We start from the raw sequence: 16,235 nt of genomic DNA, 5'->3' as shown, positions 1-16,235 counted from the left end.
TTGCCGTCCCGCCCTTGGCCGAACGCGCTCATCGGCTACCCTCGATCGCGGAAGCGGTTGGTGATCGGGTAACGCCGGTCGCGGCCAAAATTCTTCTTGGTGATCTTGACGCCCGGCGCCGATTGCCGCCGCTTGTATTCGGCGATGTAGAGCAGGTGTTCGACCCGGTGAACCGTCGCCTCGTCATGGCCGCGGGCGACGATCTCGTCCGTCCCCATTTCCTTTTCCACCAGGCATTCGAGAATGTCGTCGAGCACCGGATAGGGCGGCAACGAATCCTGGTCCGTCTGGTTGGGACGCAATTCAGCCGAGGGCGCCTTGTCGATAATATTTGGGGGAATGACGACGCCGGAGGGTCCAAGCGCGCCCGGCGGAACCGTGGTGTTGCGCCAGCGCGAGATGGCATAGACCTCCATCTTGTAGAGGTCCTTGATCGGGTTGAAGCCGCCGTTCATGTCGCCATAGAGCGTGGCATAGCCGACCGACATTTCCGACTTGTTGCCGGTCGTCACCACCATCGAGCCGAACTTGTTGGAGATCGCCATCAGGATGGTGCCGCGGGTACGGCTCTGCAGGTTCTCCTCGGTGATGCCGGATTCGGTCCCCTCGAACATATCGGAGAGCGCGCTCAAGAACCCTTCGACCGGCTCGGAGATCGGCACGATATCGTAGCGGCAGCCGAGCGCTGCGGCACATTCCTTGGCGTCCTTCAGCGATTCCTGCGAGGTGTAGCGATAGGGCAGCATGACGGTGCGCACCCGCTCCTCGCCGAGCGCATCGACCGCCAGCGCCGCGCAGATCGCGGAATCGATACCGCCGGAAAGGCCGAGTACGACGTTCTTGAAGCCGTTCTTGTTCACATAGTCACGGAAGCCGAGCATGCAGGCGCGGTAGTCCGCCTCCTCGCGCTCCGGCAGGCGCGACTGCAGCCCGCTTTCGCAATGCCAGCCGCTTTCGCCCTTCTTCCATTCGACGATCGAAATCGCCTCTTCGAACTGGCTCATCTGGAAGGCGAGAGACTTGTCGGTGTTGAAGGCGAAGCTTGCGCCGTCGAATACCAGTTCGTCCTGGCCGCCGAGCTGGTTGGCATAGATCATCGGCAGGCCGGTCTCGAGCACCTGCTTGAGGACCACCTGTTGGCGCACATCCACCTTGCCGCGAAAATAAGGCGAGCCGTTCGGCGACAGCAGGATTTCCGCGCCGCTTTCCGCCAGTGTCTCGCAAACGCCGAGATCGCCCCAGATGTCCTCGCAGATCGGAATGCCGATGCGCACGCCGCGGAAATTCACCGGGCCCGGCATCTCGCCCTGGTCGAAGACGCGCTTCTCGTCGAACTCGCCATAGTTCGGCAGATCGACCTTGTCGCGGAACGCGATCACCTTGCCATCGTCAAGCACGGCCACCGAATTGTGCCGGCCGGTCTTGGCCTGGCGCGGGAAGCCGATGATGACGCCCGGGCCGCCGTCCGCCGTGTCGCTCGCGAGCTTCTCGACCGCCTGGAGGCAGGCCTTCAGGAATGCCGGCTTCAGCACGAGATCTTCGGGCGGATAGCCGGAAATGAACAGCTCCGTCAAAAGCAGGAGATCGGCGCCCTGGCGCCCCGCATCGGCACGCGCCTCACGCGCCTTGGCCAGGTTTCCGGCGATGTCGCCCACCGTCGGATTGAGCTGGGCGATTGCGATGCGCAGGAGCGAGGGGGCGATCTTGTGAGCGGTCATGAGCGGGCCTGTCGGTCTGTTCTGAGCGATTGCGTCTGACTTTCGCAATGTTCTTTAGCGCAATCCGCAGGAAAATACCCACAGGCAATCGCCGCTCCGCGAAAAAAACCGAAAAATTCTGTCTTTCCCGGTTCTTATGAAGGGCCGTTGCAGCGCCCTCACGCGACGAAAAGCTGTTCCCAAACCCCGTTAAGAAACCATTCATCCCCTGTTCAAAATGACGGGCGTATGACAGTTACACGACACATTTATGAAACTGGAGAACATGTTGGCTAGTATCGATTCCGCTGTCGCGAGAGGTTCGCGCGTCTATGTCGATAGACCCGGCTTCACCGCACGGCACGCCAAGACGCTTGCGGCCACCCGCAGCGCATTGTTCTCCCTTTTCGTCGCAGCCGCTCTCGTCTTCGCCGTCGAGCTGATCGTGCGCCAGTCGATGGCCGATACGCTCGCCTATATGCTCGACCCGACGCGCCCGGCGCTGACGACTGTCGGTGCATTCTTCCTGATGCTGCTGGCCGTCGACGGCATTTTCGGTCGCGAACATAAGTCGGCCGTGGTGATTGCGCCCCTCGCCATCATACCCGCCGTCGTCTGCCAGCAGAAGCAGGTCTTCCTGTCCGATCCGCTTTATCCGACCGATTTCCTGTTCGGCCGCCAGATCATGGAATTGATGCCGGTGCTGGTGAAGGACCGCCCCTGGACCGCCGTCGGCATCGTCGTCGGCCTCATCGCCGCCGTTGCCGCCATCGGCCTCTTGCTGCGCTACGCCTGGCGCAATTTCCCCAAGCTGACGCGCCGCGAGCGCATCGCTCGTGCGGCCTTTGCGCTGCCGCTGCTCTTCGCCTTCTGGCACATCATGGATTACAACCAGTTCTCCTGGATCCGTGATCGCCTGAAGGTCATCCCCATCATGTGGGACCAGACCGAGAACTATAAGCACAACGGCTTTGCGCTTGCCTTCGCCATCAACCTGCCGATGGCCAATGTCAGCGCGCCCGCTGGCTACATGGCCGACGCCATCGATCGCATTCCGGTGAAGCCGCTTCCGGCTGGCACCTCGCACCGCGGCAAGCCCGACGTCATCGTGCTGATGAGCGAATCCTTCTGGGATCCGACCCGCCTGCCCAACGTCAAGCTCTCGCCCGATCCGATGCCGACGATCCGCGAGATGCAGTCGGGCAACGTCTTCTCGCCGGAATTCGGCGGCATGACCGCCAATGTCGAGTTCGAGGCGCTGACCGGCTTCTCCAACGCCTTCCTGCCCTATGGCAGCATTCCGTACCAGCAGTACATCCGCAACCCGATCCCGTCGCTCGCTACCTTCTTCCGTGGCGAAGGCTATGTCTCGCGCGCCATCCATCCCTTCCAGAGCTGGTTCTGGAACCGTACCGCCGTCTACAAGGCCTTCGGTTTCGACACCTTCAAGTCGGAAGAGAACATGCCGCCGATGCAGAAGCGCGGCATCTTTGCCTCGGACGAGTCGCTGACGCATGAGATCATCCGCCAGGCCGACGCCATGGACGATCCGTTCTTCTTCTTTGCGGTGACACTGCAGGGCCATGGCCCCTATGAGGCAAACCGCTATGCCAAGAACACCATCAAGGTCGAAGGCAACCTGCCCGAAAGCGACCGGCAGGTGCTGGAAACCTATGCTCAAGGCATCAAGGAAGCCGACGAGAGCCTGAAGAAGCTGATGGACTGGGCAAAGAAGCGCGATCGCGAAACGATCATCGTGCTGTTCGGCGACCACCTGCCGCCGCTCAACACGGTCTATACCAGCACCGGCTTCATGAAGGGCGTCACGGCGGAGCGCAAGGGCTCGAAGGACCAGATGAAGGCGCAGCACGAAACGCCGCTCGTCGTCTGGTCGAACAAAACAGGCCCGAGAAAGAACGTCGGCACGATCAGCCCGGCCTTCCTCTCCTACCAGATCCTCAAGCAGTCCGGCTACGAGCACCCCTATTACACCGGGTTCCTCGGCAAGGTTCATGACCAATACCGGGTCGTCGACCGCTACATGCTGATCCGCAGGAACGGCAAGGAAGTCGCCGAGTGGTCGCGCCAGCCGAAGGTGCCGGCTCTCTTGCGTGACTATCGCTTCCTGCAGCACGACATGATGTTTGGAGACCGCTTCTCCACCGACCGGTTCTTCAAGTCCCACGCCGACCTCTTCGCAAGCGCGGCCGAGACCCACTGAACCACGAGCGCCGGACCGGCCACACCCGGTCCGGCTCTTCATGCTCTCGGTCGGCCAGATTTTTCCGCGACGCAAAACCGCCACGCACATTTGCTGGAAATGCTCTAGATTTTCTCCGGTCAACCCCGGAGATCGCCATGCCGCATTTCAACAACATCTCGCACCAGTTCTTCGGCAAGCCGCTCAGCGAACTCGGCGAGATCGAGCGCCGCATCCTCGCCTACGCCCGCGAGCGGCGCACGCTGACCACCGATACCAATGCGGCCTTCGCTGCCGAGCAAACCTTAGGCGACAGGCTCGCCGACAACATTGCCCGCGTTGGCGGCTCCTGGAGCTTCATCGTCACCTTCTGCAGTTTTCTCGTCTGCTGGGTCATCGTGAACTCGGTGCTGTTGGTGACCGGAGCGTTCGACCCCTACCCCTACATCTTTCTCAACCTCGTGCTTTCCATGCTTGCCGCACTGCAGGCCCCAATCATCATGATGTCGCAGAACCGTCAGGCCGAACGCGACCGCTTCGCAGCGTCCAAGGACTACGAGGTCAATCTCAAGTCGGAAGTCGAACTGATCGCCCTGCATCACAAGGTCGACGACGTGTTGCTGCGTGAGATTTCGGAACTGCGTGCCGACCTCGCAACGCTCAACCGCCAGCTCGAGCACTACCGTCCAGCACCCGGGCAGGACTGACCGAACACCCACGACACGCAGGATCAGATCCCGCGGTGCCGCGGCGTAGCGCGGGCGCCCACACCCCCGCTTCGCTGCCATCGGCAACTTATCGGAGTATGAAAAAATTAATATTTGAAGACCATCGTATGGGTGCAGGGACATTCGAAAAAAATACAGCAACGTGGGTACGCGGAGATGCTGCAATGTCCAACTTCAAGCGCCTTTTCGGCGGCCGAGACGGCGCCGCTGCAATCGAATTCGCAATCATAGCGCCGCTCTTCTTCCTTTGCGTGCTGACCTTGATCGCCTACGGCGTCTATCTCAGCACAGCGCATTCCATACAGCAGATCGCCGCCGATGCCGCGCGCACAGCCATCGCTGGACTATCCCAAGGCGAGCGTGAACGCCTCGCGACCGACTACATCCGCCGCACCACGATGGATCAGGCCTTCATAAAATCCTCGCGTATGACCGTGACCGTCAAAGACGACGCCAGCAACGCCAACCAGTTCACCGTTCGGATCAAATACGACGCCGCCGACCTCCCGATTTTTAACCTTTTCACGTTCGCGATGCCGAGCAGCCAGATCGAGCGCTTCGCAACCATACGCGTGGGAGGGGTCTGACATGTCGTGGAATTCAACGCGACTGCGCACGCTGCTCCGATCACGGGACGCCAATATCGGCATCTCTGCCGCACTGGTCATGCCACTGGTCATCGCCTCAATGGGGCTCGGCATCGACTACGGCTATCTCACCGTGCAGAAACGTGAGATGCAGTCGGCGGTCGACCTTGCCGCGATCGCAGCGGCCGCCAACATCTCGTCGGCCGAGAAGGCCGTGCTCAACCATTTCTCCAACAATGGCCTCAACTACGCCGTGGCCACGCCGACCGGGCTGATGACGGTCGATGGCAAGGTGCTGCCGCTGAGCCATGTCGGCACGGGCAAGGTGGATGGCGTGGCCACGCTGGCGCGCGGTCGCTATATCCCCGACCCTTCCGTCGAGGCCGGACAGCGCTTCGTCAAGGACGCAACGCCGACCGATGCCGTTCAGGTTCTGCTGGAAAAGAAAGGCCAGATCTTCCTAGCCTCCATGTTCAGCGCGCCGCCGGATTTAAGCGTCATCGGCACGGCCGCCAGCTCCAAGATTGCCGCCTTCTCTGTCGGCTCGCGTCTCGCCAGCCTGAACGACGGATTGTTGAATTCGATCCTCGGGCAAATGCTCGGCACGACCATCTCCCTCAAGGTGATGGATTATCAGGCTCTCATCGACGCCGACATCGACGTCCAGCCGTTCCTGAAGATCGTCGCGACAAAGCTGAACCTGACCGCCGCCTCCTATGAGGACGTGCTGAAGGCCAATCTGACCATGCCGCAGTTGCTCTCCTCGATGCGGCTCGTCCAGGGTCTTTCAGGCACAGTGACAGCCGCGCTGAAGAGCATCGAGCTTTCGACCGCAAACAACAAGAAGACCGTCACACTGGCCCAGATCCTCAACCTCGATCCGAAAAAGAGCCTGCAGATCGATGCCGGTTCCGATTGGGCGATGAAGATCAGCGCGCTGCAGATCGTCTCCGCGGCCGCCGCAATTGCCAATGGCGAACACCAGATCGCGCTCAACGCCGTGACCGGGCTTCCCGGCATCGCTTCTGCCAAGGTCAAGCTCGCGATCGGCGAGCCGCCGGTCCAGACGCCCAGCCACCGCCTCGGAACCCCGGGGGCGGCCGTGCGCACCGCCCAGACCCGCCTCGCCGTCGAAGTCAACGTCGATGGCCTTGCGGCCCTTGCCGGCATCCGCATCAGACTGCCGATCTACGTCGAACTTGCCTATGCCGAGGCGAAACTTGCCGACATCCGCTGCTACGGCGGTACTCCGGAAAACGCGGCGGTCAGCGTCGACACGGTGCCGGGCATTGCCGAGATCGCGATCGGCGACGTCGACCCGACAGTGCTCTCGAACTTCTCGTCGGATGCCCGCGTGCAAAGGGCCCGCCTCGTCGATGCCCTCGTCGTCAAGATCGATGCGCTCGCTCATGTCGAAGCACAGAACCTCAAGGTCTCGCGCCTGAGCTTCAGCCCATCCGAGATTGCGGCTCGATCGATCAAGAGCGTCTCCACGAAGGATATTCTCACCTCCACGACCCAAACGCTGCTCAACAACCTCGACGTCAACATCCAGGTTCTGTTCCTCACGCTCGGCAGCCCGACGATCGTCCAGCAAGCCCTGGCCCAGACCTTGGGTTCCGTCACCAAGCCGGTCGATGATCTCCTCTACAACCTGCTCCTGCTCGTCGGCGTCCGGGTCGGCGAGGCCGATGTACGCGTCACCGGCGTCAAGTGCCAGCCGCCTGTGCTGGTGCAATGATCGAGATCCAGCAATCGAACGGGGCGCCTGACGGCTGAACGTCAGGTGCCCCGTTTGAACAAAATCGGTTGTTCGCACGTTATGGGCAAGCTACTCCTACTAAAAGGGGTTAGGCTGAGTGGCGGCTGGCGACCGGGCATCTTGAAATTCAAGCATCCGGCACGCCGCGCAAGCTTCGGGGGGTGTGCGCAGCAAATGCGTGTCGTGGCAGAGCATGAGGGCGTTGCGCCAGTTGGTGCGCTTGCCTTCACCGCAGAAGATTTTCGCAATCATCCGAACTTCCGGGCGATCCTTCAGGCGAGCGCCCGCGATCTGATGTCGGTGTTTGATGTCTTCCCTCGAGTTGCCCGCCTCGTCGCCTCCCATCAGAAATGGACGCTGAGCCAAGCCGTCTACACACTTCACCTCGAGCGCGATCCAGCGAATCCGGAGACGGGTATCACCACCGCGCGCCTGCTAAAGTTCATGCATGAGATGGGCGGCGCCAGCCGCAATACCGCTGCCGCCTTCATTGCCGAACTGCTGACCTACAAGCTGCTGCGCGATACCAATGGCGGTCGTGCCAGAAAGAAAGTGCGGCCCCTGGAGCCGACCGAAATCAGCGAAGGGGCGATGTTGCGCTGGTTCATGAGCCAGATGGGCACGCTCGACCGTTTCGACGGCAAGGGCCGCCTTCAGCGCGTCGAAGCCGATCGGACGATCTTTGAGCGCGCCCAACCGATCGCCACCCGCCTGCTGCTCGCCGACCGGCGGTGGAACGAGCCGCCGGAAGCTGTGGCCGCCTTCGTCTGGACCGAATGCGGCGGCCTGCTGCTCGACGATCTCATGTCGCGGCCGCAAAGCCTCGATCCCGTCGACGGCAAAGTCTGGCTCGAAGCGAGCCTCTCGGAACTCGCCACGCACTACATGATCTCCAACACGCATATCAGGCGCATTTTCACCCGCGCCCAGGATGCGGGCCTCATCGGCCGCGCCGGCGAAGGCCAGCGCGGGCTGTTCTGGCTAGGCGAACGCCTGCTCGACGAATATTGCCAGTGGCAATCGGTCAAGATGGCCGGCCTTGCCAATGGCTATGAGCAGGCGGTTCGGCAGGCAACAAGCACGCCGGAGTGATCGCTCAGCTGCGTCCGGCCGCATATTTCGGCAAGTCGTCGGTGATTTCGTAGAAGTCGCCCTGGTCTTCGCAGAAGATGTGATAGCCACCCTTCAGCACGGTCGGCTTCTCGAAGGCCCCAGCCATGATCGAGATGTAATCCTGCCCGTCGCCCTTCCAGAACAGGGCCGAGCCGCAGATCCGGCAAAAGCCACGGCTGGCGCTGTCGCTTGCCCGATACCAAGTGACATGCTCCATTCCCTCGACCTCAAGGCCGTCGTTCCGGACATTCGTCGCGGCGTAGTAGAGCCCGGTCTGCTTCCGGCATTGGCTGCAATGGCAGTAGATCAGCTCGCGCAGCTCGCCCTGTGCGGCAAAGCGCACTGCCCCGCAAAGACAGCTTCCCTTGTGAACGTCCGGCATTGTTCCCCCAAAGCGAAATCGTGATGCATCACCCTGTCATGCGGTGGATAAGGCGGCACGATTGCGCGCGCCGCTTCCTGCTCCAGACACGAAAATGCCGGACCAGCTTCCAGAGCGGGCCCGGCATTGTCAAATTCAAAACTCCCAAGCGACGTTCAGAAAGCCTGAACGATGCCAGGGGATTAGATCAGCCGTTGACGACCATCTTCTTCTCGTCGCGGCCGCCCTTCATGCGCTCGGCCAGCAGGAACGCGAGTTCCAGCGCCTGGTCCGCATTGAGGCGCGGATCGCAATGGGTGTGGTAGCGGTCGGCAAGATCGTCGCCGGAAAGCGCGCGCGCACCGCCGGTGCATTCCGTCACGTCGTTGCCGGTCATCTCGATATGGATGCCGCCCGGATGCGTGCCCTCTGCCCGGTGAATCTGGAAGAAGCTCTCGACTTCCGACAGGATCCGCTCGAACGGGCGGGTCTTGTAGTTGTTGAGCGTGATCGTGTTGCCGTGCATCGGATCGCAGGACCAGACGACCTTCTTGCCTTCGCGCTCGACCGCACGGATGAGGCGCGGCAGATGCTCCGCCACCTTGTCATGGCCGAAGCGGCAGATCAGCGTCAGGCGGCCGGCTTCGTTGGCCGGGTTCAGAAGATCGATCAGCTCCAGGAGACCATCGGCCGTCAGCGACGGGCCGCACTTGAGACCGAGCGGGTTCTTGATACCGCGGCAGTATTCGATGTGCGCATGGTCGGGCTGGCGGGTACGGTCGCCGATCCAGATCATGTGGCCGGAGGTGGCGTACCAGTCGCCCGAGGTCGAGTCGACACGCGTCAGCGCCTGCTCGTAACCGAGCAGCAGCGCCTCGTGGCTCGTGAAGAAATCGGTCTCGCGCAGGCTCGGATGGTTTTCCGAGGTGATGCCGATCGCCTTCATGAAGTCCATGGTCTCGGAGATGCGGTCGGCGAGCTTGCGGTAGCGCTCTGCCTGCGGGCTATCCTTGACGAAGCCGAGCATCCACTGGTGCACGTTGTCGAGGTTGGCATAGCCGCCCATGGCGAAGGCGCGCAGAAGGTTCAGCGTTGCAGCCGACTGACGGTAGGCCATGATCTGGCGTTCCGGGTTCGGGATACGCGCTTCCTCGGTGAACTCGATGCCGTTGATGATGTCGCCACGGTAGGACGGCAGCGTCACGTCGCCCTGCTTCTCGACGCCCGAAGAACGGGGCTTGGCGAACTGGCCGGCGATGCGGCCGACCTTCACCACCGGCTGCTGCGCGCCGAAGGTCAAGACGACGGCCATCTGCAGGAAGGCGCGGAAGAAGTCACGGATCGTGTCGGCGCCGTGCTCGGCGAAACTTTCAGCGCAATCGCCGCCCTGCAGCAGGAAGCCGCGGCCTTCGGCAACATTGGCAAGGGCACTCTTCAGACGGCGCGCTTCGCCTGCAAACACCAGCGGCGGATACTTCGCGAGGCTCGCTTCGGTCGCCTCAAGCGCTGCCAGGTCCGGATAGTCCGGCACCTGCTGGATGGGTTTCTGCCGCCAGCTGTTTGGAGTCCAAGTCTGTGCCATTTCGATCACCTGTTGTCTGCCGCGGATCTATCCGCGCGGGTCGCGCCCTGACGGCCGAAGGTGGCCGCCCGGTATTCGGAAATTTCACTCATGTCCGCGTGCCCTGCCCCAACGCAAGATTATTGCGCCAAGCTCGCCCGAAGCCGGTGACTTCGCGGATGCGGGCTTATAGACGTTAAGCGAAGGCTTGGAAAGACATCCTACCAGAATTCATCGGCCCCGGCGCCTGCAAAGCAAGGCGCCGGCTGCCGGGGCCTCAGACCCGCTCGCCCTTGCGGATGCGGTAGGACGGCGAATACATCGTCACCAGTTCTTCCGCCGCCGTCGGATGCACCGCCATCGTCCGGTCGAAATCGTCCTTGGTGCAGCCGGCCTTCAGCGAAATGCCGAGCAGCTGGGCCATCTCGCCGGCATCATGGCCGAGGATGTGGGCCCCGATCACCTTGCGGTCGGCAGCGTTGACGATCAGTTTCATGATCATCTTTTCCTTGCGGCCCGAAAGCGTCGCCTTCATCGGCCGGAATTCGGCGCGATAAACGTCCAGCTCGTCGAAGCGGCGCGCCGCCTCTTCTTCCGTCAGACCGACGGTGCCGATCTCCGGCTGCGAGAAGACGGCGGTGGGGATCAGGTCGTGATCCGGCGACACCGGATTGTTCTTGTACTCGGTCTCGATGAAGCACATGGCCTCGTGGATCGCGACCGGCGTCAGTTGCACGCGGTCGGTGACGTCGCCAAGCGCATAGATGCCAGGCGCACTGGTGCGCGAGAACGCATCGACGATGATGGCGCCGCGCTCATCGGTCTTGACGCCAGCCGCTTCGAGGCCGAGCCCCGTGGTGTTCGGCACGCGGCCAAGCGCCAGCATCACCTGATCGACGGCGATGTCGCCGTGCTTCATCGTGCGCGCGACACGCTTCCCAGCATCATCGAGGGTGACCGACTGGATAAGGTCCTCGCAGAGGATACGGATGCCCTTCTCTTCCATGGCCACATGCAGCCCGCGGCGCAGGTCTTGGTCGAAGCGCGACAGAATTTCCTTGCCGCGATAGATCAGCGTCGTCTCGACGCCGAGGCCGTGGAAGATGTTGGCGAATTCGACGGCGATGTAGCCGCCGCCCGCAATCAGGATCGACTTCGGCAGGTCTGCGAGATCGAAAGCCTCGTTCGAGGAAATGCAGTGCTCGTGTCCCGGCAGCGCGTCATGCGGCGTCGGATGACCGCCGACGGCGATCACGATCCGCTCGGCCGTCACCGTTTTGCCGCTGTCGAGCAGGCGAACCGTGTTCGGGCCGACGAGCTCGGCGCGCGTATGCAGGATCTCGGCGCCGGCATTGTTCAGACCCTTCTGGTAGAGCCCTTCGAGCCGGGTAATTTCCTGCTCTTTGGCGGCGACCAGTTTCTTCCAGTCGAACCGGCTTTCGCCGACCGACCAGCCGAAACCGGCTGCGTCTTCGAAATGTTCGGAAAACTGCGACGCGTAGACATAGAGCTTCTTCGGCACGCAGCCGCGGATGACGCAGGTGCCGCCGTAGCGAAACTCCTCCGCAATCGCCACCTTCTTGCCGAGGCTCGCCGCCAGGCGTCCGCTCCTGACGCCGCCGGATCCGCCACCGATCACGAAAAGGTCATAGTCGAAAGCGGGCATGGGCAGTCTCCTGAAAGCAAGCGGGCCGAAATGGCGAAATGGAAAGCGCGCCGAACGATCTCGAGTCCGGCAGCCGGTGCGGCCGGCCGAAGGCCGCACCGCAGGTACATATAGTGGTGCCTCCGGCCAAAAGAAAAGCCCGGATCTCTCCGGGCTCCTCGATACGTGATGAACCGTGGCCGGCGACGGTTATTGCGCCGGCGCTTGGACGGCGCCCTCGGCAGCCGGCTGCGTGCTGCCAACCTTTTCGTCGAGCGACTTGGTGGCTTCCTGGGTCAGATCGCGGGAAACGCCTGCGGCCCAGATGTCGGCGGCCTTCAGCAGTTCGCGCGAAGCGATCGGGCCGTTATCCAGGAGCTTCTTGCCGGCGGACGAGCCGTAAAATTCGGTGATCGCGTTCAGCTCTTCGAGCGAGAAGGTCTTGGCGTAGATCGTCGCCGCTTCGTTCTCGAGATCGGCACGGCGGGCGGCAAGGCTGAGTGCCTTCTCGTCGACGGTTGCCGTGATCAGTTCCTGATGGTTCGGCGATGACTGGATCAGCGTGTTCTTCAGCCGCTCGGCAAGGTTCGGCAGAATGTTGTCGAAGCTGTTGGTCACGCCAAGCGCTGCGATCGTCGCGCGCGCCGCCTTGATCTGCTCTTCGGAGACGTCCTGGGCCTGCACCGCCGGAATCGATGCGGAAAGCAGAACCGCGGTGGCAGCGAATGTGCGGACAAGACCTGCGAGTTTGTTCATTTTTACCCTTGCTCCTGTGTTTGTCGCATGCTGCCCGGGCGATTACCGCCGCCAGGCCCGCATGTGTGGAAACCTGTTGTCTTTACCGCTCCCAGCCCATTGCGGGCTGTCGGGAGCCGGCTCAGGACGCAGTCAGAATGCGTGCCTGCTCCGGCCCTGCAATGATTGCCAGCGACGCGATGTCGATGAAAAGCCCGTGCTCGACGACGCCGGGAATGGCATTCAGCTCCCCCGCGAGCGCATCTGCATCAGGAATACGGCCAAAAGATGCATCGAGAATAAGGTGTCCGCCGTCGGTCTTGAAGGCGCCGTCGTGCGATTGACGCACGGCGATTTCGCCGGAAAGGCCGAGCCGCGAAGCGACTTTCTCGATCGCGATCCGCGTCGCCACCTGACCGAAGGGATTGACCTCGATCGGCAGCTTGAAGGCACCGAGGACCTCGACCACCTTCGATTCGTCGGCGATCACGATCATTCGCTTCGACGTGCTCGCGACGATCTTTTCGCGCAGCAATGCGCCGCCGCCGCCCTTGATCAGCCGCAGCCGGCCATCGACCTCGTCGGCGCCGTCGATCGTCAGGTCCAGTTCCGGCAGCTCATCGAGCGATTTCAACGGCACACCGAGTTCGAGGCAGAGCCGCGCCGTGCGCTCCGAAGTGGGAACGCCTTCGATACGGAAGCCGGAGGCGACCTTCTCGGCCAGCAGCCGGACAAATTCCTCAGCCGTGGAGCCCGTACCGATGCCGAGGCGCATGCCGTCTTCGACATATTCCAGAGCCGCAGCCGCGGCTTTGATTTTCATTTCGCGGGCGTCCATGCGCCAGTCGCTCCCTTGTAATTCCGACGGACGGCTTTGCTGCAAGCAGCGAACGGCCGGCCCGTTTTCCGCTGAGACACTTACACGCCCGGCGACGCAAACAAAAGTCAAAATGAAATTGCCGCCAAGGATTCCGCAGGACTTGGGACATGTACTCCCCATTGCATTCTGCTGTCACTTCGCCTACCCGAACGGCAACGTTTCCGGTGCCATGAGGTTTTTCGGTGTCATCTCCCATAGTCGTCTTCGATCTCGATGGAACGCTTGTCGATACCGCGCCGGACCTGGTCGCGAGCCTCAACCATGCGGTGACCCAGGCCGGCATCGCACCGGTCGGCTATGCGGATCTGACCCATCTTGTCGGGCACGGCGCACGCGCCATGATCGAGCGCACCTTCGCGCTCCGGCAAAAGCCGCTCGCTGAAGACGTGCTGGAATGGCAGCTCAAGGAGTTCGTCGATTTCTACCACGGCTCGATGCCCGGCGATTCGCTGCCCTATCCGGGCCTCGTCGACGCGCTCGACCGGCTCTCTGGCGCCGGCTTCAAGCTGGCCGTCTGCACCAACAAGCCGGAAAAGCTGGCAACGCGCCTGCTCGAACGCCTGGGGCTGATCGAACGCTTCGCCGCGATTTCGGGTGGCGACACTTTCGAAGTGCGCAAGCCGAATGCCGAGCACCTCCTGAGGACCGTCACCAATGCCGGCGGCTCGGCGGAACGCTCGGTGATGGTCGGCGACAGCCTCAACGACTTCCTCGTCGCCCGCAATGCAGCGGTGCCGTCGATTGCGGTTCCTTTCGGCTACTCGGACGTTCCCGTCGAAAGTCTCGAACCGACGAAAATCATCAGCCACTTCGACGAGCTGACACCGGAACTGGTCTCGGCGCTGCTCGAGACCCGATGATCGAACAGAAAAAAGGCCGCTCGAAGCGGCCTTTTCTTATTCTTGTGTCCTATCCTTCGGCCCTGCGGGCGCCGCGCGTCGCGTCAAAGGCGCGGTTCATGTACATGTCGCGCTCATAGACGTCGTCGAAATACTCGACGACACCATCCTTGTTCGGCCAGGCAGTGAAGTAGGCGACATAAACAGGCACCTTCACCGGAACCTGCAGCGCCTTGTTGCCGCCGCCGGCAATCTCCTTGCCGACGTCCTCGACGCTCGTGCCGAGCACGGCCGCCGCCATCAGGCGCGGATCGGCAAGCCGCACGCAACCGTGGCTGAGTGCGCGGTTGTCGCGCTTGAAGAAGCTCTTCGACGGAGTGTCGTGCATGTAGATCGCATGCGCGTTGGGGAACAGGATTTTCAGCTCGCCGAGCGCATTGTCGCTGCTCGGCGGCTGGCGTACTGCGACCGAAGCGGTTGAGCCGTTCCAGTTGACCGACGCCGACGGAACCGGCCGGCCGCCGACCTCGACCTGGTAGCCCATGCGATCGAGATAGTTCGGGTCGCTGCGGAGCTTCGGCAGCATCTCGTTGACGATGATCGACTGCGGCACGCCCCAGTACGGATTGACCTCGACGGTCTGGATCTCGTCCTGGAAGAAATAGGTCTGGTTCGTCTTCGAGCCGACGACCACGCGCATCGAGAACTGCTCGGCGTCCTGGTCGGTATAGGTCGCGGTGAAGGCCGGTTGGTTGATGAAGACGTAACGGCCGCCGAGGCCATCCGGCAGCCAGCGCGCCTGCTCCATGGCGATCTCGAGCTTGTTGATCTTGTTCGCCACGCTGTCGCCACCCGTCAGGATGCGCACCGACGCCTGGCCGACGACCCCATCAGCCTTCAGCCCGTGTTCCTTCTGGAAGGCCTCCACCACGGTTACCAGTTCCGGCGTGTATTCCGGCGCTCCCTGGTAAGCGGCAAGAACCGCCGCATGTTCGGTCTTCAGCGCTTCCGAGCCCTTGAGGCGAATACCGGCAATGATGTTGGCGAGCTCGGGATTGCTCTGGCCCGGCTTAAGCAGCGTGCCGGGCGCGATCTCGACGCGCTGCTCGGCGCCCGTTTCCGCCCTCAGCTTCTCCAGTTCGACGGAGAGTGCCGCAAATTGTGCGCTCTTCGGGTTCTGGTCGTTGAGAAGCGTGGCGACGTCGTTGCTCGCAGACAGCTTGTCGAGAAGCGGGGCGAGTTCGACAGTCTTGCGCTTGAAGTCGTGGTAGCCGGAGATCTTGTTCGGATCGATGCGGCCGCGCACGGTGTCCTGCGTATAGGTCAGCGTTGCCGCCGACAGCGCGATTTCGAACTGCAGCAGTTCCTTTTCGCGCGCGATCATGTCGCCGCGGTCGAAAGTGTCTGCCGGTACGTTGACGGCATAGTCCTGCGGGTCGAGACCGACCTTGGCGGCATCGGCGAGGACGGCGACCGCCGCCTTTGCCTTGGCGTTCACGCCTTCGGCGCCGATCCAGATGTAATCCATGCGGGCGCCGTAATGGGCTTCGACCGCCTTGGCGACGTCGCCGGACGCGCGAACGTTGATATCCGGCAGGAACTGCCGCGCGTCGGCAAGCGGCGTGCGCAGCATCGGCGGCAGCGCATCGTTGCGCACGGAGCCGGTAACGACCGGGTCGAGCAACTTGTCGGTTGAGATGCGACGCAGCGGCTCCGCCTTGTAGGTGTAATATTTGGGGCCCGTGACCTTCGGCAGCGGCTTGGCCGCCTGCTGCGGGTCGACCATCGTGCCCATGCCCGGCAGCGGCTGGTTCGGCTGAACCTGCTGAGCCTCGGTCTTCTTCCGGCCCGCCCGGATGAAATCGCCAAATGTGAAGGCCGAAGCCGGCCGCACATCCATGGTCGCGATCGCACAGCCGCTCATGAGCGCCACGACCGCTGCCGTCTTAATTACTCTCATATGAAACTACGTCCCCGTATCGCGTTGTCGCCGAATTCGACTGAAGCCAGATTCTCGCCACGCCCTCGTGCACTGAAAGTTATAGAAAAGGATGGTGAATGAAAAGGAAACGCGCCCGCGAACATCGACCTTGAATCTCCTTCCTCGTCCCAGCAAACGCCTCGATT

At 62.3% G+C, this 16,235-nt stretch carries 13 protein-coding genes; 6 read left to right on the top strand and 7 right to left on the bottom strand.

The genetic code is table 11. From position 1 onward, the window contains the following. Nucleotides 1–35: 35 nt before the first annotated feature. The gene (locus tag AC3WWH_RS22285; protein ID WP_058324073.1) at nt 36–1,718 is read right to left on the bottom strand and encodes an NAD+ synthase; all 1,683 of its coding nucleotides are present in this window, start codon (nt 1,716–1,718) and stop codon (nt 36–38) included. Nucleotides 1,719–1,986: 268 nt separating this feature from the next. On the opposite strand from AC3WWH_RS22285, the gene AC3WWH_RS22280 reads away from it, so the two are divergent. The 5 genes from AC3WWH_RS22280 to AC3WWH_RS22260 all read left to right on the top strand — a co-directional run bounded on the left by AC3WWH_RS22280 (nt 1,987) and on the right by AC3WWH_RS22260 (nt 8,066). Continuing rightward, nucleotides 1,987–3,918, top strand: a complete 1,932-nt coding sequence (locus tag AC3WWH_RS22280; protein WP_082615755.1) for an LTA synthase family protein — start codon at nt 1,987–1,989, stop codon at nt 3,916–3,918. A 137-nt stretch (nt 3,919–4,055) separates the two neighbouring features. Beyond that, nucleotides 4,056–4,604: a DUF1003 domain-containing protein gene (locus tag AC3WWH_RS22275; protein ID WP_057248868.1), complete on the top strand. Its 549-nt coding sequence runs from the start codon at nt 4,056–4,058 to the stop codon at nt 4,602–4,604. A gap of 185 nt (nt 4,605–4,789) precedes the next feature. Next, nucleotides 4,790–5,212 carry a TadE/TadG family type IV pilus assembly protein gene (locus AC3WWH_RS22270; protein WP_058324072.1) on the top strand — a complete coding sequence of 141 codons (423 nt, stop codon included), beginning with the start codon at nt 4,790–4,792 and terminating at the stop codon, nt 5,210–5,212. 1 nt (nt 5,213) lies between these two features. Further along, nucleotides 5,214–6,953 (top strand): pilus assembly protein TadG-related protein, encoded by a 1,740-nt coding sequence (locus AC3WWH_RS22265; protein WP_058324071.1) that lies wholly within the window; start codon nt 5,214–5,216, stop codon nt 6,951–6,953. A 195-nt stretch (nt 6,954–7,148) separates the two neighbouring features. Further along, nucleotides 7,149–8,066 (top strand): helix-turn-helix domain-containing protein, encoded by a 918-nt coding sequence (locus AC3WWH_RS22260; RefSeq protein WP_057248865.1) that lies wholly within the window; start codon nt 7,149–7,151, stop codon nt 8,064–8,066. 4 nt (nt 8,067–8,070) lie between these two features. Here the strand turns inward: AC3WWH_RS22260 and AC3WWH_RS22255 are convergent, their stop codons facing one another. The 5 genes from AC3WWH_RS22255 to rpiA form a co-directional block, all read right to left on the bottom strand. Beyond that, on the bottom strand, nt 8,071–8,469 hold the full coding sequence (locus tag AC3WWH_RS22255) for a GFA family protein (protein ID WP_057248864.1): 399 nt from the start codon (nt 8,467–8,469) through the stop codon (nt 8,071–8,073). Between the two features lie 187 nt (nt 8,470–8,656). After that, nucleotides 8,657–10,030, bottom strand: coding sequence for a class II 3-deoxy-7-phosphoheptulonate synthase (locus AC3WWH_RS22250; protein WP_058324194.1), 1,374 nt, complete (start codon nt 10,028–10,030; stop codon nt 8,657–8,659). 256 nt (nt 10,031–10,286) lie between these two features. Further along, the gene (gene gor / locus AC3WWH_RS22245; RefSeq protein ID WP_058324070.1) at nt 10,287–11,675 is read right to left on the bottom strand and encodes a glutathione-disulfide reductase; all 1,389 of its coding nucleotides are present in this window, start codon (nt 11,673–11,675) and stop codon (nt 10,287–10,289) included. Between the two features lie 189 nt (nt 11,676–11,864). Next, entirely contained in the window at nt 11,865–12,410 is a 546-nt protein-coding gene (locus tag AC3WWH_RS22240; RefSeq protein ID WP_057248862.1) for a DUF2059 domain-containing protein, read from the bottom strand. Nucleotides 12,411–12,531: 121 nt separating this feature from the next. Continuing rightward, nucleotides 12,532–13,227 (bottom strand): ribose-5-phosphate isomerase RpiA, encoded by a 696-nt coding sequence (gene rpiA, locus AC3WWH_RS22235; protein WP_057248861.1) that lies wholly within the window; start codon nt 13,225–13,227, stop codon nt 12,532–12,534. 224 nt (nt 13,228–13,451) lie between these two features. Between rpiA and AC3WWH_RS22230 the strand changes: the two genes are divergently transcribed. Beyond that, nucleotides 13,452–14,129 (top strand): HAD family hydrolase, encoded by a 678-nt coding sequence (locus AC3WWH_RS22230; RefSeq protein ID WP_057248860.1) that lies wholly within the window; start codon nt 13,452–13,454, stop codon nt 14,127–14,129. 49 nt (nt 14,130–14,178) lie between these two features. On the opposite strand, the gene AC3WWH_RS22225 is transcribed toward AC3WWH_RS22230, so the two are convergent. Continuing rightward, a complete protein-coding gene (locus tag AC3WWH_RS22225; protein WP_058324069.1) occupies nt 14,179–16,068 on the bottom strand; it encodes a L,D-transpeptidase family protein in 1,890 nt (629 codons plus the stop codon). Nucleotides 16,069–16,235 lie beyond the last annotated feature (167 nt).

It is taken from the genome of Ensifer sp. EB106-03-01-XG145, from assembly GCF_058792075.1.
This window is presented reverse-complemented; position numbering and strand designations above follow the sequence as displayed.

Excerpts from the sequence above, each read along its gene's own strand:
- AC3WWH_RS22285 (WP_058324073.1), bottom strand. The coding sequence starts at position 1,718 with ATGACCGCTCACAAGATCGCCCCCTCGCTCCTGCGCATCGCAATCGCC.
- AC3WWH_RS22275 (WP_057248868.1), top strand. The coding sequence starts at position 4,056 with ATGCCGCATTTCAACAACATCTCGCACCAGTTCTTCGGCAAGCCGCTC.
- AC3WWH_RS22270 (WP_058324072.1), top strand. The coding sequence starts at position 4,790 with ATGTCCAACTTCAAGCGCCTTTTCGGCGGCCGAGACGGCGCCGCTGCA.
- AC3WWH_RS22265 (WP_058324071.1), top strand. The coding sequence starts at position 5,214 with ATGTCGTGGAATTCAACGCGACTGCGCACGCTGCTCCGATCACGGGAC.
- AC3WWH_RS22260 (WP_057248865.1), top strand. The coding sequence starts at position 7,149 with ATGCGTGTCGTGGCAGAGCATGAGGGCGTTGCGCCAGTTGGTGCGCTT.
- AC3WWH_RS22255 (WP_057248864.1), bottom strand. The coding sequence starts at position 8,469 with ATGCCGGACGTTCACAAGGGAAGCTGTCTTTGCGGGGCAGTGCGCTTT.
- AC3WWH_RS22250 (WP_058324194.1), bottom strand. The coding sequence starts at position 10,030 with ATGGCACAGACTTGGACTCCAAACAGCTGGCGGCAGAAACCCATCCAG.
- gor (WP_058324070.1), bottom strand. The coding sequence starts at position 11,675 with ATGCCCGCTTTCGACTATGACCTTTTCGTGATCGGTGGCGGATCCGGC.
- AC3WWH_RS22240 (WP_057248862.1), bottom strand. The coding sequence starts at position 12,410 with ATGAACAAACTCGCAGGTCTTGTCCGCACATTCGCTGCCACCGCGGTT.
- rpiA (WP_057248861.1), bottom strand. The coding sequence starts at position 13,227 with ATGGACGCCCGCGAAATGAAAATCAAAGCCGCGGCTGCGGCTCTGGAA.
- AC3WWH_RS22225 (WP_058324069.1), bottom strand. The coding sequence starts at position 16,068 with ATGAGAGTAATTAAGACGGCAGCGGTCGTGGCGCTCATGAGCGGCTGT.